This window comes from Flavobacterium koreense, from assembly GCF_054776075.1.
The window spans coordinates 89,728-113,000 of sequence record NZ_BAAHCF010000003.1 but is presented as its reverse complement, the minus strand read 5'-3'; the positions used below and the strand labels follow the sequence as shown (position 1 = coordinate 113,000).

The window sequence follows — 23,273 nt, the reverse complement described above, 5'->3', positions numbered from 1 at the left end:
AAATATAAAATTGAAGCATGTCAAAGAATATTAAATTTCTAGCTTATTATTTACCACAGTACCATCCCATTCCAGAGAATGACCAATGGTGGGGAAAAGGATTTACAGAATGGACCAATGTGGTTAAAGCAAAACCTTTGTTTGAAGGTCATTACCAACCACGTCTTGCTGCCGATTTGGGTTATTATGATTTGCGTGTTCCTGAAGTAAGAGAACATCAAGCACAATTAGCAAAAGACTATGGTGTTGATGGATTTTGTTATTATCACTATTGGTTTGGAAATGGCAAAAAAGTTCTAGAACGACCTTTAGAAGAGGTAATCAAATTTAAAACACCCGATTTTCCTTTTTGTGTATGTTGGGCTAACGAAACTTGGAAAGGAATTTGGTTTGGAGGTGATTCAAAGCAAACGCTTTTAGAACAACTCTATCCAGGAAAACAAGATTATATTGATCACTTTAATTATCTTCTACCTGCTTTTAAAGATGAACGTTACATAAAAATAGATGGTAAGTGTTTGTTTAATGTATATGCGCCTTACTTAATTGATGACTTAGATTTGTTTGTAACCACTTTTAGAGCATGTGCGAAAGAAGCAGGAATTGGCGATTTATATCTTATGGCTACAAGATGTCCAGAAAATTGGAATCCAATAGACTATGGTTTTGATGGTGGCGTTGGAGTTTCACAATTTACTAGTTTACGCTATGTAACTGGTCCGTTGTATCAAACTTTTACAAGAATGGAGTTGTTGAAAAAGCGCGTTAAAAAGTTCTTTTTTGGAGAAGAGAAGTTAGATCTAGATTTTGAAAACAGAAAAAAACCTCTACTTGTAGAATACAAAGAAGCTATCAAATATTTGTTACCGCCAGAACAGTATGATTATGATTTTTTTCCTTGTGCAGTAAATGATTGGGATAACACAGCAAGAGCAGGTCACAAAGGCGTGGTATTGAATAACTCAACACCAGAACTTTGGGAACAACACTTAACAGAAGCTTGTAACTATGTTGCCAATAATGATTCAGAACACCAATTGGTTTTCTTAAAGTCTTGGAACGAATGGGCAGAAGGAAATTATTTAGAACCTGATGCAAAATGGGGTCACCAATACCTTGAGGTTATAAAAAGAGTAAAAGAAAAATTTAACGGAGTAAAGCAATAATAGTTGCCTTAGTATAAAGTTATGGCTGAAAAAAAGATTTCTGTAATGATTCCCACCTACAATTGTGCTCATTTGTTGCAAAAAACAATTGAGTCGGTTTTAGACCAAGATTTGGGTGAAGAACTTATGCAGATAGAAGTTATCGACGATTGCTCAACTGATAATCCAGAACAAATAGTTAAGGATTATGGTAGAGGTAGAGTTCGTTTTTTTAGACAAGAAAAGAACGTTAGGCATGTGAAAAATTTTCAAACAGCTATACAACGTGCAGAAGGTGAAATTATTCATTTGTTGCATGGCGATGATTATGTTTTGCCAGGTTTTTATGCAGCAATGTTAAAAATGTATGCCGATCATCCAGAAATTAAAGCATGTTTTAGTCGAAATTATAGTGTAAATGGTGCTGGCGATATTATTCATTCTTCGTCTTTGATGCAAGAAACGAATGGTGTTTTAAAAGATTTTTTCAGTTTAGAAGTCACCGACCAATTTATACAAACGCCCTCAATCACTGTTAAAAAAGAGGTTTATGAAGCCATAGGAACTTTTAATCCAACCTTGTCATGGACAGAAGATTGGGAAATGTGGGCTCGTATTGCAAAACATTATCCAATGGGTTATATTGCAACTCCTCTTGCTTGTTACCGAGTACATGATACTTCTAGTACTTCACAGAAAAAGATCACTGGAGAAAATGTTTTGGATTTGATTCGGTTAAAAAAGATTTTGATGAATCATTGCGATACCAATGAGTTAAGAGAAAAATGCAAGAACTCATTAAACAGAATTATTTTTGAATTTGCTATAAAAAATTATGTTGCCGCTTCTAAAGTAGATAAAGCACTAACAAGAAAGCATTTGGTTATGCTTATAAAATATGCACCTAACTTTAAATCGAAGGTGTATCATGTACTTATTTATATTAGAATGTTTTTATTTTATAAATCATAATGTCACTCTATGCGTATAGAACAACTTACTTTTACTCGATTTGTTGCAGCGTTTGCAATTATTATTTATCATTTTGGTAGTAATGTAATGCCATTTAATATTAGTTTTATTAGTCCATTGGTGTCGCAGTTTAGCGCATCTGTGAGTTACTTTTTTATGTTGTCGGGCTTTATCATGATTGTTTCTTATTGGAATAAAGGAACAATAAATTGGGCTGACTACATGAAAAACCGAATGGCAAGGATTTATCCAGTGTATTTTTTAGCACTATTTATAGCGCTATTCACAGCCATTCTAAAATTAGATGTTAATTTATTTGATGTTTTGTATAATTTATTAATGATTCAAACTTGGATTCCAGAAAGAGCACTTACTGGTAATCCTCCTGGTTGGTCTATTAGTGTTGAGTTTTTCTTTTATTTTATTTTCCCTTTTCTTCTTAATTATATTTATAAACCAAATGTTGCAAAACATTATTTAAAAATAATTTTAGGTATAGTATTTTTAAATGTTGCAACCCAAATTGTTTTTTATATTTATTTAATTCTCCTTATTATACAGGGTTTCCGTCTAAAAGCCACGATATGTTATTCTTTTTACCTTTGATGCACTTAAATTCATTTTTGATAGGGAATTTGGGAGGTATGTATTTTGTGAAATACGGAGCTGGTTTAGTGAAAAATTATGATGTTCCTCTTGTTTTAATGGTACTTATATTGATTACAATTCTTTCTTTTCCTATAGCTGGACTTAACTATTTTAATGGATTTTTATCATTTATAATGATTCCAATCATTTTATTGATGTCTTTAAATAATGGTAAGATTACTTCACTACTCAATAGAAAACCTTTTGTTTTTTTGGGAGAAATTAGTTTTAGCATGTATTTGTTACAGTTTCCGCTTTTTGTTTATTCACGTGATATAGTTATTGTCAATACTTCAATTTCGTTTTTTATTAAGTTTATCATTTTAATAATCGTTTCTTCTTTAGCTTATTTGTATGTTGAGAAACCATTACGTGTACATATTAAAAACTTTAGTTTTTCAAAATTAACTTCCAGACTATGATAGCTTCTTTGTTAAAAAAATTATTGCTTAAAAATAAAAAACTAGAGTTTTACTTTTGGTATTGCAGAACTTTAGACAAAAGAATTTTTCTTCCTAGAATCAAAGTGATGAGTCTAGAGGCTACCATTATAGATTTGGTTACTACCAATAAAAGTATTGCACGTTATGGAGACGCCGAGTTTAATGTGGTAATGAAGAAAGCCAACCCCAATTATCAAGCTCATGACGAATTATTGTCTCAAAGGTTGTTGGAAGTACTTCAATCTGATTTAGATAATTTTATGGTTGCTATTCCTGGACCATTTTATTCAATGAAAGGTGAACGAATGCCAATAAAATATTTTTGGTATACCTATATCAATAAAAATGGCAAAGAATTGTTTGCTTATTTTAATAAAAAGAAAGTTTACGGAAACGCAGGAATTACAAGGTTTTATTTAGGTCAAAGTGACAAAAGGGTTTCTTATAAAATTGCAAAATTATTGAAGCAACTTTGGGATAAGAAAGATTTACTTCTAATTGAAGGTGAATTATCAAGAATGGGTGTTGGAAATGATTTGTTTGATAATGCAAACAGTATCAAGCGATTATTGTGTCCGTCAAAAAATGCATTTAATTCGTATGATGCCATTTTAGAAGCGTCAATTGCTCATGGTAAAGATAAAGTTATCTTGATAGCATTGGGTCCAACGGCTTCTGTATTGAGTTATGATTTGGCCAAATTAGGCTATAAAGCCCTAGACGTAGGACATATTGATGTAGAATATATGTGGATGTTGATGAAAGCAGAACGAGTAATGCCAATTAAAGGAAGATATGTTAGTGAAACCAGAGATGAAGAAGATTATGAAATTCCAGAACCTTACAACACAATTTATCAAGAGAGTATAGTAGGTAAAGTAGGTATATAAAACAAGTATGAAGATTTCTATTATTATTCCGGTTTATAATGTTGCCCAATATTTGAGGCAATGTCTGGATAGTGTATTAAGTCAAAGTTATAATAATATAGAAATCATTTTAGTTAATGATGGTTCTACTGATGATTCGCTTTCTATTTGTGAAGAATATTTACAAAAAGACGAGCGAATTTTATTGCTCAATAAAGCTAATGGTGGATTGAGTGATGCAAGAAATTTTGGATTACCAAAAGCTACTGGAGATTATATTTGGTTTGTAGATAGTGATGACTGGATTGTTTCCAATGCTATAGAAATTCTTGTTGCCAATTTATCAAAATTAGAATGCGAGGTACTTGGCTTTTCATTTATAAATTATTTTGAAGACACCAATAAATTTTCTGAAATAGCTTATTCACAATCAATTGCACTCACAACAGGGAATGACTATATATTAAAGTCAACTTTTTTCTTTCCTAGTGCTTGGTCTCATATTTATAGCAGGGCTTTTTTAGAAAAGCATCAACTTACTTTCAAAGTAAATCAACTGCATGAAGATGATTATTTTAATTTCGGCTGTTTTGGGCGTATAACATCTATTGCTAAAATTAAAGATGGATTATACTATTACAGACGTCGTGAAAATAGTATTACCACCTTAGCTTCAAAAGAAAATTTAATAAAAAGAATGAATTCCTATGTTGCATTGTTGCAACTTTTTGAAACTTTAAAGGATATTGATCAATCCTTTTTATTAAAAAAAGGAAATGCCTACAAGCGTAATTTATATGAATTGTTGAATCAATATGTTTTATTAAAAACAACCACATTTACCGAAAAATATTCACAAGTAAGAGCACTTAAACCTTGGTTAAAAGATTTTCAATCTGAAGGTACGCAGTTTAATCATTCTAAAAAGAATTGGTTAATTAAAAGTTCTTTGCAACTTAATTCTTTTTTATTTTTAATAACTTTATCACTACTAAAACCAAACAAATAATTATGAAACTTAGTATCGTTTTACCTATTTATAACACTGAAAGTTATCTAGTAAGATGTTTGGACAGTGTGTTTCATCAAGATTTATCCGAAGATGATTATGAGTTGATTGCTATCAATGATGGCTCAACTGATTCTTGTTTGTCAATTCTAAGAGATTACGAAAAAAGTCACAAGAATTTAGTGGTAATTGACCAAAAAAATGCTGGAGATTCAGAAGCAAGAAATAGAGGTTTGGAATGCGCTCGTGGAACTTATTTAACGTTTTTAGATTCAGACGATGCCATAGAACACTTTAGTTTGGGAGCTATCATGAAAAAGGCAGAAAGCGAAAACCTAGACATTCTTTACCTAAGAATGACACAATATGATGAAAACGGAAATTTTATAGAAGAATTACCTGCAGTAGGTGAAGACGCTGTCATTTTACCTGGTTTTGAGCATCCAAGAAGAACTTTTCCGGCAACTTTGTACAGAAGATCATTAACTCAAGGATTTATTTTTGATAAAGAAATTCTTCTGGGAACAGAGACCGTTTTTAATGCCTTGTCACAATCAAGAGCTTTGCGTTGTTCTTACATTTCAATTCCTTATTATAAATATACTTACAGGTTGAATTCAATAAGTAAGCAAGGACGCAACGAGCGTTGTTATTTTGGATACATAAAAGGTATAAAAAATATTAAAGCTTTTAAAGATGAGGTTTATCCTAATCCAACAGCATTACAGAAAAAGTATTTTGATGCTGTGATTACCATTTTTATGACACGAATAGTAGATTTGAGTATACTTCCAGAAATGAATGAGAAGAGGTTTGTTGAAATTCAATCGGTAATGAAAAGTTTGGATTTGGGTTATATTATCGATTCACTTTCTGAAAATTACAAATTTTTGAATGGTAGTTTCTTTATGTTTTCAAGTTATCAAACTTATTTAGATTACAAACATAAGGTATATGTGATTGCACATAACATTAAAAAGAAATTTAAAAAATAGACCTAATGGTGAAGGTTTCTGTAATTATCCCGGTTTATAATGCTGCCCAATATTTGGAGCGGTGTATAGATTCGTTGCTAACGCAAACCTTAACTTCATGTGAGTTTATTTTTATAAATGACGGCTCTATCGACTCTAGCTTGTCAATTTTAGAATACTATCTAGAAAAAGATGTTCGAGTAAAATTAGTATCTCAAGAAAATAAGGGTGTCAGTGCGGCAAGAAATGCGGGTTTAAAAATTGCAAATGGCGATTATATGGGCTTTGTTGATGCAGATGATTTTATAGAAAAAGATTATTTTGAAAAATTGTATTCTGCTTCCAAAGGAGATTTGGATGTCGTAGTTTGCCATTATAGTTCGATGCAAGACGGTTACAGCATAACGTCTAAACATCCTTTTCAAACGGATGTAGCACTGGATGAAACTTATATAAAGAAAGAAATTATTCCTTTTTTTATAAGTAATGAAAGTATAAATTCTAGCTGTACAAAATTGTATAAAAGAAAAGTCATTGATGAATTTTCTATTCAATTTCCTGTTGGAGTTGCTCTTGGTGAAGATGGTTTATTTAATAGTAATTTTTTTTCAAAATCGAAAAAAGTTTGCTTTATAAATTATATTGGATATCACTATGTTGAGGCACTTAATAGCGCTACAAGAAAATTCGATTTTACTAAATATTTTGAACGAATTATTCAAGAAAGTAAGCACGATTATTCCAATTTGGAAAATGAATTTTTAAACACTCAAACAATTGAATTTTTAAAAGCAGAAAAGTATATTACTAAAATTATCTCTTTGTGTCATCTATGTCATGCAATAGAGTGTAATTTTACAAAAAATCAGGTTGATGATGCGATTATCAGAATTGTAAATGAACCAGTAACAATAAAAATTATAGATAACTATTATACTACTATATTTACTCAGAAATCTAACTATGAAAAAGTAATTTTATTTGGAATAAAATACAAGTTAGTTTTTTTAATTTCGTGGGTTATACGCTATAGTAATTACAGAAATAAAAAATAAATTATGAAGATATTATTGTTTTTTCATGGAGGAAGTTTGAATAGAGGATGTGAAGCGATACTTAGAACAGCAGTTGATTTAATTAAAGCTAAAAATCCGAATGCTATTGTAAATGTAGCTTCATTTGATGCTGAAACCGATAAAGAAATACCGCTTATTGATACTTTGTATGCTACTCCGCAGAATGAAATTTCAAAGTATTCTATTCCTGGATTCATTTCAGCATTAAAGATTAAATTTCAAAATGATGAGACTTATTACCAAAGGTATAAGTTTAAAAAAATCATTGATTTAATTCCAGAACATGATGTTTTTCTTTCCATTGGTGGCGATAACTATTGCTATGGTGAGCAACCTTGGATTTATGAAGTAGATCGATTGATAAAAAAAGCAGGAAAGAAGTTGGTTCTTTGGGGCGCATCTATAGGAGATGAAGATTTATCAGAACCTAAAATAGCCGATTTAAAATCGATGGATTTAGTATTGGCTAGAGAGAGTTTGACTTACACTATTTTAAAAGATAAAGGCGTAGCAAATGTAAAATTGGTTGCCGATGGAGCTTTTACAATGCAGAAAGAAGAGGTCGATTTACCAGAGGGTTGGCAAGAGGGTAATACTATCGGATTCAATTTTAGTCCTTTAGTGTGGCAGCGTAATGAAGCTTCTAAAAAAGCAGCCTACGAATTGATTCAACATATTCTTGATACTACTTCTATGACTATTGCTTTAACACCTCACGTTATGGTTCCCGGAAATGACGACCATGAAGTATTACAGCAATTTTATAAAGATTTTAAAGCTTCAGGACGTGTTTTATTACTGCCAAATAATTTGAATGCTATTCAGTATAAAGGTTTGATAGCCAAAATGCGTTTCTTTATTGGAGCTAGAACTCATGCTACAATTGCAGCTTACTCTTCTTTAATTCCGACTTTAGTTTTGGGATATAGTGTAAAATCGAAAGGAATAGCTAAAGATATTTTTGGTTCAGAAAAATTAGTTTTAAGTATCAATGAAATTTCTGATAGTAAAAAATTAGTAGCAGCCTTTGATGAAATGATGGCAGAAGAGCAAGAGCTGATTTTAACATTAGCAAATAACATACCTACTATAAAAGAGAACGCTAAGAAAGCGGTAACCTATTTATTTGAATTGCGTTAATGAAGCAACAATTACTTTTTGTACTTCCAAGTCTTGAAGCCGGAGGCGGTGAAAAGAGTTTGGTGACTTTATTGAACTGCATCAACTATGAACAGTATGATGTAGATTTGGTATTGTTTGCGCCAAAAGGAATCTTCTTAAAGCAATTGCCCAAAAATGTTAAACTACTATATCTTAATGATGATTATAAAACATTTACTTCTGGATTGTCTTCAGCTATTGTTGGTTTTTTAAAACAAGGAAAATTAGGTTTGGCTTTTTCAAGACTGCTGTATACTTTTAAATCTAATGTTATCAAAAATAAAGGTAAAGCGGAACAATATTCTTGGAAATATTTGAAGAAATCAATTACTTCACTTCCAAAAGAATATGATGCAGCCATTGGTTTTTTAGAAAAATCCTCTATTTACTTTGTAGTTGATTGTGTAAAAGCAAAAAGAAAGATTGGTTTTATTCACAACGATTATGTGAAATTGGATTTGGATGCTTCTTTTGATTTTCCTTATTTTGAAAAGTTGAACACCATTGCCACGGTATCTGAACAATGTGTGACGGTTTTAAAAGAGGTTTTTCCAACCCAAAAAGACAAAGTAGAATTGTTATACAATATAGTTTCTGCCAAATTAATTCATCAAATGGCAGAAGAACCAATAATCATAGATACTTCAAAACCAAGTTTATTATCAATTGGTAGATTGCACCCACAAAAAGGATTTGACATAGCTGTTGAAGCAGCTGCACTATTGAAAAAGCAAGGTTTAAATTTTGTTTGGTATATCATTGGTGAAGGAGCAGAGCGAACAGCTTTAGAACAAGCTATAACTAAGAATGGTTTAGAAAAGCATGTTGTTTTGTTAGGCATTAAAGAGAATCCATATCCTTATATAAAGCAAACCACAATTTTTGTGCAACCTTCAAGATATGAAGGAAAGTCAATTGCACTTGATGAAGCAAAACTTTTGCATAAACCGATTGTGGTTACCAATTTTACCACAGCAAAAGACCAAATTAACCATTTAAAAAATGGAATTATTTGTGAGATGGATGCCATTAGTTTGGCAGATGCTTTAACAAGTTTATTGCAAAATGAGAGTTTACAAAATGAATTATCTTTATACTTATCTAAAGAATCTTTAGGTTCAGAGGATGAAATAGATAAATTTTATACTTTAGTAAATGGCTGAAAATAAAAAAAATCTCCTTTTTATTATCAATAATTTGAACTGTGGCGGTGCTGAGAAATCACTTGTTTCTCTTTTGCAAACCATAGATTATTCAAAGTATGCAGTAGATTTGTTTGTGTTCAAGCACGAAGGTGTTTTTTTTGAGAACCTTCCCACAGAAGTAGTGGTTCTTGATGAGCAAACCATTGTGCCTTATTTGTATTCAAGCACCAAAAGTGCTGTTTTAAAAGCTGTTAAGAGCTTTAATTTTCGTGCTATTTATTTAAGGATTGTTTTGTTTCTATTGTCTAAAAAATATAAAAGTGGTGTTTTGCAAGAACAGTATTTTTGGAAATACTATGATAAAGGGCTTTCTAAACTTGAGAGAGAATATGATGTTGCCATTGGTTTTCAAGAGAAAAATCCTATCTATTTTTGTATTGATAAAGTAAAAGCTAAAAGCAAAATAGGATGGATTCACACCGATTTAGAAAAACTACAATTGGATTTTGATAATGATAAATACTATTTCGAAAAATTAAATCATATCGTTACTGTTTCTGATGGATTGACGGAACGATTGCAAAGTAAACTTCCAAATTTAAATACAAAAATCATTACTATTGAAAATATTATTTCATCAAAGGTTATCACAGAATTAAGTAAAGAACGTATTGATGTAAATTTTGATTCGACTTATTTTAATCTTATCTATGTTGGTCGAATTGCCAAAGAAAAAGGATTATTCATGGGATTGGAAGCTCTTAAAATTTTAATTGAAAAAGGACACAAAGTGCGTTGGTATCTTATTGGAGATGGAGATCAAAAAGAGGCTCTTTTGAATGAAGCAAAAAACTATGGAGTTTCTGAGTATTTGTTCTTTCTTGGATTGAAGAGTAATCCGTATGCTTACATTAGTAAAGCTTCGGCCTTTATTTTGCCTTCCTTTTTTGAAGGAAAATCCATTTCGTTAGAAGAAGCTAAGTTATTGCATAAAGCTATAGTGGTTACCAATTTTAGTTCGGCCAAAGATCAAATAGATAATGGTGTTACAGGTTTGATAGCCGATATGAATGCTATTTCAATTGCCGAAAAAGTTGAGCAACTTATCAGTAATAGTTCGCTTCAAGCGGATTTAACCAATAATTTGAAAAATACTACCTTTGGCACTGAAAATGAAATAACTAAATTTTACAATTTGATTTCTAATGGATAGTGCTAACTTGATTACCATTTTTACGCCTTGTTACAATAGAGCTCACTTGCTTTCACAATTGTATCTAAGTCTTTTAGAGCAAAATGCTACTAATTTTGAATGGCTAATCGTTGACGATGGTAGTACAGATACTACTAAAGAAGTAGTATCTAATTTCATTTCAGAAAATAAAATCTCAATTTCATATTACAACAAACCCAATGGTGGAAAGCACACAGCAATTAACTATGGTGTTCAAAAAGCTAAAGGTGCTTTGTTTTTTATTGTAGATAGTGATGATTTTTTGTCAAAAGATGCAATACAATTGACAACTGATGCATGGATAAAAATTAAAGATAATGACAAAATAGGTGGTATTATAGGTTTGTCAGAATTTACTAATGGTCAGCTTGTTGGTGATGCTTTTTTGGAAGACGAATGGCAATTGTCATTTTCAGATTATTATTTGAAACATCATTTGAACGGAGACAAATCGGTTGCTTTCAAAACTAGTGTGATGAAAGAATATCCATTTCCAGAAGAAGCAGGAATTCGTTTTGTATTTGAAGCAGTTGTATGGCATGAAATGGCAAAAAAATATGATGTTTTAGCCTTAAATAAAGTAATACAATATAAAGAATATTTAGAAGAAGGTTTGTCTGATAGTTCTTATAAATTATGGTATATCAAATCTTTAGCTTTTTCTTATTTTCAATTGATTGCTAATAAAACATATTCTTTTTCAAGATATCCAAAAACTTATATATGGAGTTTTATTCATTTAGCCATTAACTCTTTGCTGAGTGGCACTAGTTATTTTGATAAACTACCCTTATTTAAAGATAAATGTTTATATTTAATTTTATTTCCAAGAGGATATTACTCTTATTTGAAAATGAGAAAACTAATCGTGAAGTAATATGATACAGAGAATTATTCAAAAAATATATTATAAGATAAAGGGAATAACTCCAGAGCAACTAACCTTAGAAGCTAATATAAATGCAGGAATGCAGGTTGGAAAAAATTGTTATGGACTAATAGGTTGTACTATAGATTATGCTCATAGTTGGTTGATTGAAATTGGTGATGATGTTGTTTTTGCGCCTCAAGTATATTTATTGGCTCATGATACTAGTACGAAACGAAGTTTGGACTATACAAGAATTGGAAAAATTAAGATTGGAAACAATTGTTTCATTGGTGCTAGAGCTTTTATTATGCCTGGTGTAACTATTGGTGATAATTCCATAGTTGGAGCAGGAAGTATTGTATCTAAATCTGTTCCTGCAGATGTTGTTGTTGCAGGTAATCCAGCTAGAATTATTTGCACTGTTGCCGAATATGAAACCAAGTTGAAATTAACTTTTGAAACATCACCAAAGTTTGGAGAAGAATATACATTAGATTTTTCTATTACCGATGCTATGAAGCAAGAAATGATAGAAAAGATGGAAAACACAGTAGGATTTGTTAAATAAAAAATATGGTTTACTTACTACTTATAGTATTTTTTACATTTTTATTGGTTCTAATTATTGACTTGTATCCACAGTTGAATACTTGGCAAAGCCGTATTAAAATTGGAAGGTTTTCCAATGATGAAGTGTGGAAAGAAAAAGTAAAAATTATTGCTGTGCGATGGTTAAAGCAAACGCCTACCATAAAAGTAACAGACAATACGCGTTTAATAATAATTGATATTTTAAAAGGAAATTATTCACGAAATGCCATACAAAGTTGGCAAGAAGCAGCCTTACTTCTTGGTTTAAATCAATATAGAAGTACAATTCAAAATAAGAAACTATCCAATTCTATTAATGCATTCGTTGCTTCAAAATTAGATTCAAATGGAAACTGGATTGTACCACCAACCGAAGTTGACTCGGTAATTTTAGGATATGCTTTATTGAAATTAGATGATTTTGATTATGCAAGGTATAGACCAGCCTTTGATTTTTTGTATGAAATGATTTTAAATTTGAAGGGTTCTGATGGCACTATAGCTTACAGAAAACATACTTCAGATTATCGTTATGTGGATACTATTGGTTTCATTTCTCCATTTTTAGTGCGCTACGGTTTGCTTTTTAATCAACCAGAAGCGATTGCTTTAGGAATTAATCAAATACGTGTTTTTAATTCTCACGGAATGTTAGCTAATCATTTTATACCATGTCATACTTACAATATTAAAACAAATTTACCTGTTGGATTATTCGGTTGGGGACGAGGTTTAGGTTGGTATGCTATTGGATTAATTGATGCTTGGAGTGAATTGCCAGATGAACATCCAGAAAAGGAAGAAGTAACTCAAATGGTGGTTTCTTTTGCAAAAATGGCACTCTCTTTTCAAAATGATAACGGAAGTTGGAATTGGTTAATAACGAACAGGCAATCTCAATTTGATTCCTCTGCTACAGCCACTTTAGCGTGGTTTTTTGCCAAAGCCAAATCTATTTCAAGTATTGCTAATGAAAGTGAGCAAGCCAAAGTTAAAGCTCTAAATCACTTAAAACAAGTAACTCGAAGAGATGGTGTTGTAGATTTTTCACAAGGAGACACTAAAACTATCGGAGTGCATTCGCAACAGTTTGATATTTTACCTTTTACACAAGGTTTTTGTTTAAGAACGATTTTCCATGCATAATTCATGAAACTATTATACATCACAAACGGTTTAAATGGCTCAGGTGGATTAGAACGTGTTCTGTCTATTAAGGCAAGTTATTTGGCTGAAAAGATGGGTTATGAAGTTCATATTGTTTGTTTGAATGATTCGCATCTCAATTTGTTTTATGACTTTAGTCCTAAAATAAATTTGCATAGTATTTCAGTTTCTGGAAATCCAGTATCGTATATAAAAAGTTATATTTCTGGGCTAAATAAAGTGGTTTCTCAAATAAACCCAAATGTGATTTTGGTTTGCGACGATGGATTGAAAGCTTTTTTCCTTCCTTTATTGATTAAGTCAAAAGCCAAAATGATTTATGAACGCCATGTTTCCAAAACCATATCGATTGGAAAAAATGCTGGATTTTTAAAAAGAATTACTACAAAGTTTCAATTTTTTTTAATGAATATTTTAGCGAAAAAATACGATAAATTCGTTGTGCTTACTAATGAAAATTGTAAAGAATGGCCTTTGCAAAATTTAGAAGTAATTTCCAATCCGTTGTCTTTTTATCCAGAAGCATCTGCTGCTCTTACTATTAAAAAAGTTATTGCAGTTGGTAAACAAAGTCATCAGAAAGGTTATGATTTATTATTGCAAGCATGGCAAAAAGTAGTTGCTCAACAACCTGATTGGCAATTAGAAATTTATGGAAAAAAAGAACCATTAGAAGGTTTGGAATTACAAGCTAGTTCTTTAGGAATTTCTTCCAATGTTCAATTTTTTGAACCAGTTAAATCTATTGAGAAAAAATATTTAGAATCCTCTATTTATGTAATGTCATCTCGTTATGAAGGTTTTGGAATGGTTTTAATTGAAGCTATGGCATGTGGAGTTCCATGTGTTTCGTTTGATTGTCCGTATGGTCCAAGCGATATTATTGCTGATGGTGAAGATGGTTTTTTAGTTGCTAATGGCGATATAGCATTATTGGCTCAAAAGTTATTATTGCTTATTGAAGATGACGCTTTGAGAACTATGATGGGAAACAATGCTAAAGTTAATGTTAAGCGATTTTTGCCAGAAACAATATGCAATCACTGGGATGCACTTTTTAAATCGTTGCTGTCATGAAAAAAATAGTTATCCTTGTCGATCAGATGCATTCTCATGGCGGAATTGAGAAATTGGTTGCTATAAAAGCCAATTATTGGAGTGCTGTTTTTGGCTATGATGTAACTATTTTAAGCACTGAACAAGCAGGAAAACCAATAATTTACGAATTAAACGATAAAGTTAAATTTCAAGATTTAGCCATAGACTTTGACAGAACAAAAAGCTATTTTAGCAGTGTTAATATTTTGAAATTATTCAAAAATATTTTAAAAATTCAACGGTATATTTTTCAGCAAAAACCCGATTTTATTTTAGTAGCTTCACATATTCCAATTACTTATGTTTTGCCTTTTTTTATTAAAGGAAAGACTAAAACAATTAAGGAATTTCACTACACAAAATTCTACGATTCTAATCTAGGAATCAAAAATAAACTTCTAATTTTTGTAGAATCAAGATATGATTATTTAGTAACATTAAGTAAAGAAGAACAAAGCTTTTATTATTCAAATAATACGGTGGTTATTCCAAATCCAATTGAGGAGGAGGTAAACGAACCTTTAATTACTTTATCTCAAAGACCACTTGTAGCCATAGCTATTGTTAGGTTTGCTCCTGTAAAGCAATTAGAAAGTATGGTTGAAGTATGGGAACAGTTTTACAAAAATCATCCAAAGTGGGAATTGCATTTATATGGTTCTATTGGGAACGAATATTATCAAAAAATTTTTAATTTAGTTCAAGAAAAGCAATTAGAATCAACAATAGTATTCAAAGGACAAACCAATGAAGTTTCAAAGGTTTTACAAAGCGCAAGAGTTTTATTAATGACCTCTATTCAAGAATGTTTTCCTATGGTTATTTTGGAAGCCAATGCTGTTGGTGTTCCAGTAGTGTCATTTGATTGTCCAACAGGACCAAGAAACATTATTCACGAAGCAAAAGATGGTTTTTTAATACCCGTTGGAGACCAAAATGCTTTTGTAAATCGACTAGAGCAACTTTCTAATGATAGTCTACTTTTGGATACTTTAGGAAACAATGCAAAACAAAACGCATCGAATTATATTCTTTCAAAAGTGATGAATCTATGGAATACTATTATATTTGCTAAATCATGATGAGAATACTATTTCTTTTTGTCGGACAACTATTTTTTATTCCTCATGGAGTATTGTTCTTGTTGTCTAATAATAAGGAGGTTATTGTTCGAGATTTGTATGCTAGAACTATTCCAAAACAAGGATTAGTCAATCAATGTTATGATTTGACGAAAGAGTTATTGTTGAGTAAGTATTTTAGAACATTATTTTATTACAGAACACCAGGATTTTTCTCAAAGTTATTAAGGATTTTCTATCCCAAACAAGACTCTTTTACAATTGATATAAATACCAAAATAGGAGCCGGATTGCAATTGGCACATCCTTATGCAACGATTTTAAATGCTACTTCTATTGGTGAAAATGTTTATGTTAATCATCTAGTTACTTTGGGTGAAAAAGATGGAAAAAAACCAATTATTGGAAATAATGTACAGTTGCACGCCGGATGTATTGTAATAGGAGGTGTAACCATTGGTGATAACGCCATAATTGGAGCAGGAGCTGTAGTTGTTAAAGATGTACCAAAACATGGAGTTGCAGTAGGAAATCCTGCAAGAATAATTGAAAAAAAATAGTTAATGAATCTAATACCTGCAGAATATTACACTAACATATATTATCAATTTTTATTGTTAATGACATTGGTTGTATTGGCACAAGGTGTTACAAAATTAGAGTCGTCTCAAAATTTGAGTGCCAAAAAGGTTCTGGGTTTTATCGTTTTTGTTATTATATTATTTTATATTGGTTTGCGTCCACTGAATTATCGATTTGGAGATATGGTAATTTATGATAGACAATTTCAAACTTATGCATCTGGAGCGCCATTAAAGATTGAAAAAGATGCACTTTTCGAATATTTTAAGTTTGGAACAGCTCAAATAGCCAGTTCTTCTGTGTTTTTCTTTCTGTGTGCCATTTTGTATTTAGTTCCTTTGTATTTGGCTTGTAAAAAGTTCTTTAAAGACTACTGGTTTTATGGTTTTTTTATGCTTGTAATTTCTTTTTCCTTTTGGACTTATGGTACCAATGGACTGCGAAATGGTATAGCCACAAGTCTTTTTTTGTACGGATTGTCTAAAGATAAAAAGTTTTTGATTCTAACAATATTGTTTGCTAGTACTTTTGTGCATAAATCGATGTTGTTGCCATTATTTGCTTATATAGCAACTTTAGTTTACAACAATTCAAAAGCTTATTTTTATTTGTGGCTAGCATGTATTCCTCTATCTTTGGCTTTAGGAGGTTTTTTTACAAATTTCTTCATGACTATTGGAATTGTTGAAGAAAAAGCAGTTGAAGGGTATTTGGGACAGTTTGATCAAGCATCAGAAGGAGTAGAATTGAATGTAGGTTTTCGTTGGGATTTCTTAGTCTATAGTGCCTCTGGTGTTTTTGCAGGATGGTATTATATTTTTAAACAAAAGTATCAAGACAAACTTTATCTTCAATTGCTTAATGTTTTTTTGTTTTGTAATGCTTTTTGGGTTCTAGTAATCCGAGCTAATTATTCTAACAGATTGGCTTACTTATCATGGTTTATGTTGGGTATTATCATTATTTATCCTCTCATAAGAAATAAATTTTTTGAAAATCAACATCAAGTTATCGTCAAAGTAATATTAGCATATTTTGCTTTTACCTATATTATGAACGTATTTATTTACAAACTATAAATTACAAATGAATCCATTGATTACAGTTATAATTCCAGTATATAATGTTTCAAAATATTTGAAGCAATGCTTGGATAGTATTGTAAATCAAACCTATAAAAACCTAGAGATTATTCTTGTAAATGATGGTTCAACAGATGATAGTCTAAAAATATGTGAAGTTTACGAACAATTAGATTCTAGAATCGTTCTTATCTCTCAAGCCAATAAAGGTCTAGCCGGAGCAAGGAATACAGGTATTGAAAATGCAAAAGGTACTTATTTAATGTTTGTTGATAGTGATGATTGGATGGAATTGTACGCCATAGAAACTGCATTTTCCAAAATGGATGAAGTAGATTTGGTTTGTTTTTCTTTTTACAAAGAATATCCAAGTTCACAAGTAGCAAGAGTTTTTGGTTTAAATGGAAAATTCGATGCTGCTTTTATGCAAAGAAGAATAACAGGTCCTATTAAAGAAGAACTTTCAGATCCTAGTCATTTAGAAACTTTAGTTACGGCTTGGGGTAAACTATATAAAACAGCTATCATTAAAGAAAACAAAATTCAAGCTAAAAATCTAAGTGAAATTGGAGCTTGGGAAGATGGGTTTTTTACTTGGGAGTATCTTAACCAGTCCAAATCGGTTTACATTTTGGATGTGCCAATGTATAACTATAGAAAGTTTAATTCAGAGTCTATAACTTCAAATTACAAAAATAGTTTATTAGACAAAACCAATCATATGTTCGATTTGCTTTCTGAACAATTAAAAAAACATAATAAAGGAACCGACTATCTAGAAGCTTTCAACAATAGAATATGTCTTAGTGTTATTGGGTTGGGTTTGAACGAATCTTTTAATAAAGCTTCTTTTTTTACTCAATGTAAAAACATGAAAATGGTTCTTAATTCTAGATATCATAAAGTAGCCTTTAGAAGTTTGGAATTGCGCTATTTTCCTATACATTGGAAATTATTTTTCTTCTTTTCTAAATATAAGTTAACAGTTCCTTTACTATTATTGTTATTAGCGATTAAAAAAATTATTAAAAAGTAATTTCAAAATGGAATATCCAATTAGAATCTTACAGCTTTTTACCATACTCAATCGCGGTGGTGCAGAAACCAACGTGATGAACTACTACCGAAAGTTGGATAGAACTAAATTTCAGTTTGACTTTATTGTTCATCGTGAAGAGCCAGGTGCTTATGAAGATGAGATTATTGCATTGGGAGGAAAAATATACAGATTACCTCCTTTTAACCCACTAAAGATTAAAGACTATAAAAAACAGATTGCACTATTTTTTGACCAACATACTTACCCAATAATTCATGGAAATTGTTCAGAATTAGGTATTTATATTTATCAAGAAGCACAAAAAAGAGGTACGCCAGTTATTATAGCTCACGGTCACAATGCTACAGATGGTTGGAATCTGAAATCGCCTTTTAGATATTATTATAAAAAGCGAATGATGCGCTACATAAACACCTATTTTACTTGTGGCTATGATGCCGCTGTATGGCTTTTTGGTAAAAAAAATGCTAGTAAAGCCTTTACAATGACTAATGCTGTTGATACTAAAATGTTTGCTTATGATGAAAGTAAAAGTCTTCAGATAAGAAAACAATTAGAAGCAACCACAATGCAAAATTTTATTCATGTAGGTCGCTTTAACGAACAAAAAAATCATGAGTTTCTTATTGAAGTTTTCGCTGAATTGGTGAAATTGAATTTAAATAGAAAACTTTTTTTGGTTGGCAATGGTGAGTTAATGGAATCTATGCAAAAAAAAGTTGCAGGTTTACAACTTGAAAAAAATGTAATTTTTCTCGGATTAAGAAGTGATGTAAACGAATTGCTTCAAGCAATGGATGCGTTCTTATTTCCATCATTGTTTGAAGGATTGCCAGTTTCTTTGGTTGAAGCTCAAGCTAGTGGCGTAAAATGTTATATTTCTGATGGTGTTCCAAAAGAAGCAATAATTGTAAATGACAATGTAAAAGTTATTTCTCTTAAGGAATCAGCATTAGTATGGGCGCAAACTATTCATTCTCAAAATGATTTTATAAAAAAAGATGTTTCTCAAGTAGTCATTGATAAAGGATATGATATTAATAAAAATGTTATCCTTCTACAAGAAAAATATTTAGAACTATTGCAACAACATTCATGAAGACATTAACCATTTTTACACCTGCCTTTAATAGAGCTCATTTATTACCCAGACTTTATGAAAGTTTGTGTAATCAAACTTGTCAAGATTTTGATTGGTTGGTTGTTGATGATGGTTCCTCTGATAATACAAAAGCACTAGTGGCAAGTTGGATTGCTGAAAATAAAATTCCAATCACCTATATTTATCAAGAAAATCAAGGAATGCATGGTGCCCATAATACAGCTTACAGGAATATAAAAGCTACTTTGAATACTTGTATAGATTCTGACGATTACATGCCTTTGAATGGAGTTGCCTTGATTTTATCAAAATGGGAAACTATCGACCAAAAGAAATATGCTGGAATTATTGGTTTAGATGCTTTAGAATCAGGTGCAATTTTGGGATCCAAATTTACTACCGATTATACTACTTTGGAGGATTTTTATTTAAGTGGTGGAACAGGTGATAAAAAATTAGTTTACAGAACAGATGTTATTACTAGTTATCCTGAATATCCAATTTTTGAAGGTGAACGTTATGTAGGATTGGGAACAAAATATCTTTTTGTTGATAAAGACTATGAAATGGCAACTCTTAATGAAGTTTTAGTCATAGTTGATTATCAGCCAACAGGTTCGAGTAATACCATGTTCTATCAATATATGAAATATCCTAAGGGATTTATATATAATAGGATAACCACAATGCGCTTTTCAAAATCTACAAAAAGAAAATTCATAGAAGCGATTCATTACATATCGAGTTGTATTATTTTAAAACGTAGTAACTTTTTAAAAGACTCACCAGAAAAATTATTAACTTTATTGGCAGTTCCATTCGGAATAGCTTTATATTTATTAATTCGATTTAAAACCAGAAAGTAATTGTTTTGAAAAAAATAATAAGAACAGCCACCGTTTCTATTTCATTAGATATCTTGCTTAAAGGTCAATTGGCTTTTTTGAAAGAGTATTATGAAGTTGTCGCTGTTTCTGGACAAGATGAGCATTTGGATAATGTTGCTAATAGAGAAGGTGTTCGAACGATTCCAGTATCTTTTCAAAGACAAATTTCGCCTTTCAAAGATTTTATTTCATTATTAAAATTGTATAAAGTTTTAAGAAAAGAAAAACCACTAATAGTTCATTCTATAACTCCAAAAGCTGGTTTACTCACAATGATAGCTGGATATTTTGCAGGTGTTCCTATTAGAGTTCATACTTTTACAGGATTGGTTTTTCCTTATAAAAAAGGGTTTTTGCATCATTTATTGTTGTTTTTAGATAAAGTTTTATGTCGTTTTGCAACCCATATAATTCCTGAAGGAGAAGGAGTTAAAAAAGATTTATTAGCTTTCAAGGTTACAAAAAAACCTTTGAAAGTAATAGCTAATGGAAACGTAAATGGAATTGATTTAGATTTTTTTAATCCCAATAAAGTATCTCAAGTTGAACAAGAAAACTTAAAACAACAATTACATATTAGTTCTACAGACTTTGTTTTTGTTTTCGTTGGAAGACTAGTGTCTGATAAAGGAATCAATGAGTTGGTTGCTGCTTTTACTGATTTGTGTAAACAAAATTCAAATTGTAAATTACTTTTGGTTGGTCCTTTCGAAAACGAATTAGATCCTTTAAATCTTGAAACATTAAATTTGATATCATCAAATAAATCGATTATTAGTGTAGGTTTTCAGGAGGATGTAAGGCCTTATTTAGCATTTTCAAATGTTTTTGTTTTTCCAAGTCATAGGGAAGGTTTTCCTAATGTTGTTTTGCAAGCAGGAGCCATGAATTTACCTTGTATTGTAACTGACATTTGTGGTAGTAATGAGATAATTATTTCAAATGAAACTGGGATTATTATACCAGTGAATGATAAAACAGCTATGTTTGATGCACTAAACAAAATGATTTACAATCATGAATTACGAAATCATTGTAAATCTAATGCTCGAAATTTAATTATTTCTCGATATAATCAAACTAAAGTTTGGAATTCATTGTTAGATGAATATAAAAATTTTGAAAAAGATTTTATTTGAGAGTATTAAGTTTATAATACAATAAAATGGAACAAAATAAACAGCGAATTGAAAGTTTAGATGGTTTAAGAGTGGTTGCTATAATGATGGTGATGATGTATCATTTTTACACTTGTTTTACTAATCTTATTTCATATTCTATTAAATTTCCAAAAGTTTTTCACTATGGATATTTGGGAGTTGAATTGTTTTTTATCATATCAGGATTTGTAATAACACTGACTTTGACTAAATGTAATTCAATGTTAGAATTTATCAAAAAGAGATTTCTGAGGTTAATTCCAGGTATGATTGTTTGTTCAACTATAACTTTTGTACTATTTAATTTGTTTGACAATAATAATATTTTAGCACAATCAAAAAGTATTTTAAATCTATTATTTTCTAATACTTTTATCAATCCCTATTTAGTTAATAAAATATTTGGTCTAAATCTGCAATATATTGACAACGTATATTGGTCATTATTTGTTGAGCTTCAGTTTTATTTTTTAGCGGCAACGGTATACTTTTATTCGCCTAAGAAGTTTTTTAAAAATATAGTTGTAATCTGTTTTATTTTATTTTTATTTTATTTTTTAACAACAAATAAAATTTTGTTTACCGGAAAGTTCTTATGGATAAGTATTGTATCATTAGGTTTTTTTGAATTGCCTAGATACATATCATGGTTTTTAATTGGTATAGTTATCAACCAAATATATTTCGATAATAAAGACAAAAGAAAATTAATTTTTCTGCTTTTTTTATTTTTAATACAAATTATTTTATCAGTTGATATTTACATTAAGTTGTTTGTTATCTTTTGCATGGTTATTTTTTTGAGTTTTTTGTATTATCCAAAAATTTTAAAATTATTATCTAATAATCATATAAAGAAAGTGGGCGTTTCTTCCTATTCAATTTATTTAATACACGAAAATATAGGTATTCTAATAATAAACAAATTTTCAATTTTTTTTGGAAGTCTTAATTGGATATTACCAATATTATTAATGTTTCTTTTTTCGATTTTTGGGGTCTTAAGTTATAAGTATTTAGAATATCCAATCGGGGTAAAATTAAAAAAATTATTTAAGTTATAGATTAATTAGATTTTATGTAAACTTGGTATTTTTTAAGTAAACATAATATAGCTTCATAAAAGAATAAAATTATTTAAAGAATAAAATTGCTATTTTTGATGCGATGCAATTACTATATCATGACAAAGATTTGTTTCAAAAATTGAAATCAAAATCAAGAGTTAACATAGTTTCGCGGTTTCAACAAGAACTTGTTTGGAATAACTTACTTCAAGAATACAAAAGATTAGAAAACAATGTATAAAGAACTTTTTAAGCCTTTTTTTGATATCATCTCTGCTTTGATTGGATTGATATTTTTGTTTCCAATTTTTCTTTTAGTTACAGTATTTCTATTTTTCGCAAACGATGGTAAGCCGTTTTTCTTTCAGTTGCGTCCAGGAAAGGGAGGAAAAATTTTCAAAATCATCAAGTTTAAAACAATGAATGATAGGAAAGATGCCGAAGGTAATTTACTTCCAGATTCAGAGCGGTTGACCAAAGTAGGAAGTTTTGTTAGAAAAACATCCTTAGATGAAATCCCACAATTATTAAATGTTGTTATTGGCGATATGAGTATAGTAGGTCCTAGACCATTACTAACTACTTACCTACATTTGTATAGTGATTTTCAAAATAGAAGGCACGAGGTAAAGCCAGGAATTACAGGATGGGCACAAGTTAACGGAAGAAATGCCATTTCGTGGGACAAAAAATTTGAATTAGATGTTTGGTATGTAGATCATATTTCCTTTTTATTAGACCTGAAAATTTTATTTAAAACTGTTCAAAAAGTAATAAAAAGTGATGGAATAAATGCTGCTGATTCGGCAACAATAGAGCCTTTTCAAGGGAGTTGAATAATAAAATAA

Annotated in this window: 24 protein-coding genes; all 24 read left to right on the top strand. The window is 30.4% G+C overall.

Annotated elements, in window-relative coordinates; translation table 11 throughout:
- The first annotated feature begins 17 nt into the window (after positions 1-17).
- The 24 genes from ACYU7A_RS03025 to ACYU7A_RS02910 all read left to right on the top strand — a co-directional run bounded on the left by ACYU7A_RS03025 (position 18) and on the right by ACYU7A_RS02910 (position 23,261).
- Complete coding sequence (locus ACYU7A_RS03025) at positions 18-1,166, top strand: glycosyltransferase WbsX family protein (RefSeq protein WP_460574135.1); 1,149 nt, start codon at positions 18-20, stop codon at positions 1,164-1,166.
- 21 nt (positions 1,167-1,187) lie between these two features.
- Entirely contained in the window at positions 1,188-2,117 is a 930-nt protein-coding gene (locus ACYU7A_RS03020; protein ID WP_460574134.1) for a glycosyltransferase, read from the top strand.
- A gap of 9 nt (positions 2,118-2,126) precedes the next feature.
- A complete protein-coding gene (locus tag ACYU7A_RS03015) occupies positions 2,127-2,723 on the top strand; it encodes an acyltransferase family protein (protein ID WP_460574133.1) in 597 nt (198 codons plus the stop codon).
- Positions 2,702-3,187 carry an acyltransferase family protein gene (locus ACYU7A_RS03010; protein ID WP_460574132.1) on the top strand — a complete coding sequence of 162 codons (486 nt, stop codon included), beginning with the start codon at positions 2,702-2,704 and terminating at the stop codon, positions 3,185-3,187. Before ACYU7A_RS03015 ends, ACYU7A_RS03010 begins: the two co-directional genes overlap by 22 nt.
- The gene (locus ACYU7A_RS03005; RefSeq protein ID WP_460574131.1) at positions 3,184-4,098 is read left to right on the top strand and encodes a GT-D fold domain-containing glycosyltransferase; all 915 of its coding nucleotides are present in this window, start codon (positions 3,184-3,186) and stop codon (positions 4,096-4,098) included. Before ACYU7A_RS03010 ends, ACYU7A_RS03005 begins: the two co-directional genes overlap by 4 nt.
- 7 nt (positions 4,099-4,105) lie before the next feature.
- Entirely contained in the window at positions 4,106-5,086 is a 981-nt protein-coding gene (locus ACYU7A_RS03000) for a glycosyltransferase family 2 protein (RefSeq protein ID WP_460574130.1), read from the top strand.
- A gap of 2 nt (positions 5,087-5,088) precedes the next feature.
- Positions 5,089-6,081: a glycosyltransferase gene (locus ACYU7A_RS02995; protein WP_460574129.1), complete on the top strand. Its 993-nt coding sequence runs from the start codon at positions 5,089-5,091 to the stop codon at positions 6,079-6,081.
- Positions 6,082-6,086: 5 nt separating this feature from the next.
- Positions 6,087-7,115 (top strand): glycosyltransferase family 2 protein, encoded by a 1,029-nt coding sequence (locus ACYU7A_RS02990; RefSeq protein ID WP_460574128.1) that lies wholly within the window; start codon positions 6,087-6,089, stop codon positions 7,113-7,115.
- Positions 7,116-7,118: 3 nt separating this feature from the next.
- Positions 7,119-8,276, top strand: coding sequence for a polysaccharide pyruvyl transferase family protein (locus ACYU7A_RS02985; protein WP_460574127.1), 1,158 nt, complete (start codon positions 7,119-7,121; stop codon positions 8,274-8,276).
- On the top strand, positions 8,276-9,460 hold the full coding sequence (locus tag ACYU7A_RS02980; RefSeq protein WP_460574126.1) for a glycosyltransferase: 1,185 nt from the start codon (positions 8,276-8,278) through the stop codon (positions 9,458-9,460). The genes ACYU7A_RS02985 and ACYU7A_RS02980 overlap by 1 nt, the downstream gene beginning before the upstream one ends.
- Positions 9,453-10,655 carry a glycosyltransferase gene (locus ACYU7A_RS02975; RefSeq protein WP_460574125.1) on the top strand — a complete coding sequence of 401 codons (1,203 nt, stop codon included), beginning with the start codon at positions 9,453-9,455 and terminating at the stop codon, positions 10,653-10,655. Before ACYU7A_RS02980 ends, ACYU7A_RS02975 begins: the two co-directional genes overlap by 8 nt.
- Positions 10,648-11,553, top strand: coding sequence for a glycosyltransferase family 2 protein (locus ACYU7A_RS02970; protein ID WP_460574124.1), 906 nt, complete (start codon positions 10,648-10,650; stop codon positions 11,551-11,553). Before ACYU7A_RS02975 ends, ACYU7A_RS02970 begins: the two co-directional genes overlap by 8 nt.
- Position 11,554: 1 nt before the next feature.
- Positions 11,555-12,115, top strand: coding sequence for an acyltransferase (locus ACYU7A_RS02965; RefSeq protein WP_460574123.1), 561 nt, complete (start codon positions 11,555-11,557; stop codon positions 12,113-12,115).
- Between the two features lie 5 nt (positions 12,116-12,120).
- Complete coding sequence (locus ACYU7A_RS02960) at positions 12,121-13,284, top strand: glycoside hydrolase family 88 protein (protein WP_460574122.1); 1,164 nt, start codon at positions 12,121-12,123, stop codon at positions 13,282-13,284.
- A gap of 3 nt (positions 13,285-13,287) precedes the next feature.
- Positions 13,288-14,382, top strand: coding sequence for a glycosyltransferase family 4 protein (locus tag ACYU7A_RS02955; RefSeq protein WP_460574121.1), 1,095 nt, complete (start codon positions 13,288-13,290; stop codon positions 14,380-14,382).
- On the top strand, positions 14,379-15,485 hold the full coding sequence (locus tag ACYU7A_RS02950; RefSeq protein WP_460574120.1) for a glycosyltransferase: 1,107 nt from the start codon (positions 14,379-14,381) through the stop codon (positions 15,483-15,485). Before ACYU7A_RS02955 ends, ACYU7A_RS02950 begins: the two co-directional genes overlap by 4 nt.
- A complete protein-coding gene (locus tag ACYU7A_RS02945) occupies positions 15,482-16,045 on the top strand; it encodes a serine O-acetyltransferase (RefSeq protein ID WP_460574119.1) in 564 nt (187 codons plus the stop codon). The genes ACYU7A_RS02950 and ACYU7A_RS02945 overlap by 4 nt, the downstream gene beginning before the upstream one ends.
- Positions 16,046-16,048: 3 nt before the next feature.
- On the top strand, positions 16,049-17,146 hold the full coding sequence (locus tag ACYU7A_RS02940; protein ID WP_460574118.1) for an EpsG family protein: 1,098 nt from the start codon (positions 16,049-16,051) through the stop codon (positions 17,144-17,146).
- Between the two features lie 7 nt (positions 17,147-17,153).
- Entirely contained in the window at positions 17,154-18,185 is a 1,032-nt protein-coding gene (locus ACYU7A_RS02935) for a glycosyltransferase (protein WP_460574117.1), read from the top strand.
- Between the two features lie 7 nt (positions 18,186-18,192).
- Entirely contained in the window at positions 18,193-19,308 is a 1,116-nt protein-coding gene (locus ACYU7A_RS02930; protein WP_460574116.1) for a glycosyltransferase family 1 protein, read from the top strand.
- Entirely contained in the window at positions 19,305-20,177 is an 873-nt protein-coding gene (locus ACYU7A_RS02925; RefSeq protein WP_460574115.1) for a glycosyltransferase family 2 protein, read from the top strand. The genes ACYU7A_RS02930 and ACYU7A_RS02925 overlap by 4 nt, the downstream gene beginning before the upstream one ends.
- Before the next feature lie 5 nt (positions 20,178-20,182).
- Positions 20,183-21,337 carry a glycosyltransferase family 4 protein gene (locus ACYU7A_RS02920; RefSeq protein WP_460574114.1) on the top strand — a complete coding sequence of 385 codons (1,155 nt, stop codon included), beginning with the start codon at positions 20,183-20,185 and terminating at the stop codon, positions 21,335-21,337.
- A gap of 26 nt (positions 21,338-21,363) precedes the next feature.
- Positions 21,364-22,422 (top strand): acyltransferase family protein, encoded by a 1,059-nt coding sequence (locus tag ACYU7A_RS02915; RefSeq protein ID WP_460574113.1) that lies wholly within the window; start codon positions 21,364-21,366, stop codon positions 22,420-22,422.
- Between the two features lie 236 nt (positions 22,423-22,658).
- Positions 22,659-23,261: a sugar transferase gene (locus tag ACYU7A_RS02910; RefSeq protein WP_460574112.1), complete on the top strand. Its 603-nt coding sequence runs from the start codon at positions 22,659-22,661 to the stop codon at positions 23,259-23,261.
- Positions 23,262-23,273 lie beyond the last annotated feature (12 nt).

Coding starts and splice junctions, on each gene's coding strand:
- ACYU7A_RS02970 (WP_460574124.1), top strand. CDS start 10,648: ATGGATAGTGCTAACTTGATTACCATTTTTACGCCTTGTTACAATAGA.
- ACYU7A_RS02945 (WP_460574119.1), top strand. CDS start 15,482: ATGATGAGAATACTATTTCTTTTTGTCGGACAACTATTTTTTATTCCT.
- ACYU7A_RS03010 (WP_460574132.1), top strand. CDS start 2,702: ATGTTATTCTTTTTACCTTTGATGCACTTAAATTCATTTTTGATAGGG.
- ACYU7A_RS02940 (WP_460574118.1), top strand. CDS start 16,049: ATGAATCTAATACCTGCAGAATATTACACTAACATATATTATCAATTT.
- ACYU7A_RS03020 (WP_460574134.1), top strand. CDS start 1,188: ATGGCTGAAAAAAAGATTTCTGTAATGATTCCCACCTACAATTGTGCT.
- ACYU7A_RS02915 (WP_460574113.1), top strand. CDS start 21,364: ATGGAACAAAATAAACAGCGAATTGAAAGTTTAGATGGTTTAAGAGTG.
- ACYU7A_RS02975 (WP_460574125.1), top strand. CDS start 9,453: ATGGCTGAAAATAAAAAAAATCTCCTTTTTATTATCAATAATTTGAAC.
- ACYU7A_RS02985 (WP_460574127.1), top strand. CDS start 7,119: ATGAAGATATTATTGTTTTTTCATGGAGGAAGTTTGAATAGAGGATGT.
- ACYU7A_RS02925 (WP_460574115.1), top strand. CDS start 19,305: ATGAAGACATTAACCATTTTTACACCTGCCTTTAATAGAGCTCATTTA.
- ACYU7A_RS02980 (WP_460574126.1), top strand. CDS start 8,276: ATGAAGCAACAATTACTTTTTGTACTTCCAAGTCTTGAAGCCGGAGGC.
- ACYU7A_RS02955 (WP_460574121.1), top strand. CDS start 13,288: ATGAAACTATTATACATCACAAACGGTTTAAATGGCTCAGGTGGATTA.
- ACYU7A_RS02960 (WP_460574122.1), top strand. CDS start 12,121: ATGGTTTACTTACTACTTATAGTATTTTTTACATTTTTATTGGTTCTA.
- ACYU7A_RS02930 (WP_460574116.1), top strand. CDS start 18,193: ATGGAATATCCAATTAGAATCTTACAGCTTTTTACCATACTCAATCGC.
- ACYU7A_RS03015 (WP_460574133.1), top strand. CDS start 2,127: ATGCGTATAGAACAACTTACTTTTACTCGATTTGTTGCAGCGTTTGCA.
- ACYU7A_RS02995 (WP_460574129.1), top strand. CDS start 5,089: ATGAAACTTAGTATCGTTTTACCTATTTATAACACTGAAAGTTATCTA.
- ACYU7A_RS03025 (WP_460574135.1), top strand. CDS start 18: ATGTCAAAGAATATTAAATTTCTAGCTTATTATTTACCACAGTACCAT.
- ACYU7A_RS02910 (WP_460574112.1), top strand. CDS start 22,659: ATGTATAAAGAACTTTTTAAGCCTTTTTTTGATATCATCTCTGCTTTG.
- ACYU7A_RS03005 (WP_460574131.1), top strand. CDS start 3,184: ATGATAGCTTCTTTGTTAAAAAAATTATTGCTTAAAAATAAAAAACTA.
- ACYU7A_RS02965 (WP_460574123.1), top strand. CDS start 11,555: ATGATACAGAGAATTATTCAAAAAATATATTATAAGATAAAGGGAATA.
- ACYU7A_RS02935 (WP_460574117.1), top strand. CDS start 17,154: ATGAATCCATTGATTACAGTTATAATTCCAGTATATAATGTTTCAAAA.
- ACYU7A_RS02990 (WP_460574128.1), top strand. CDS start 6,087: ATGGTGAAGGTTTCTGTAATTATCCCGGTTTATAATGCTGCCCAATAT.
- ACYU7A_RS03000 (WP_460574130.1), top strand. CDS start 4,106: ATGAAGATTTCTATTATTATTCCGGTTTATAATGTTGCCCAATATTTG.
- ACYU7A_RS02950 (WP_460574120.1), top strand. CDS start 14,379: ATGAAAAAAATAGTTATCCTTGTCGATCAGATGCATTCTCATGGCGGA.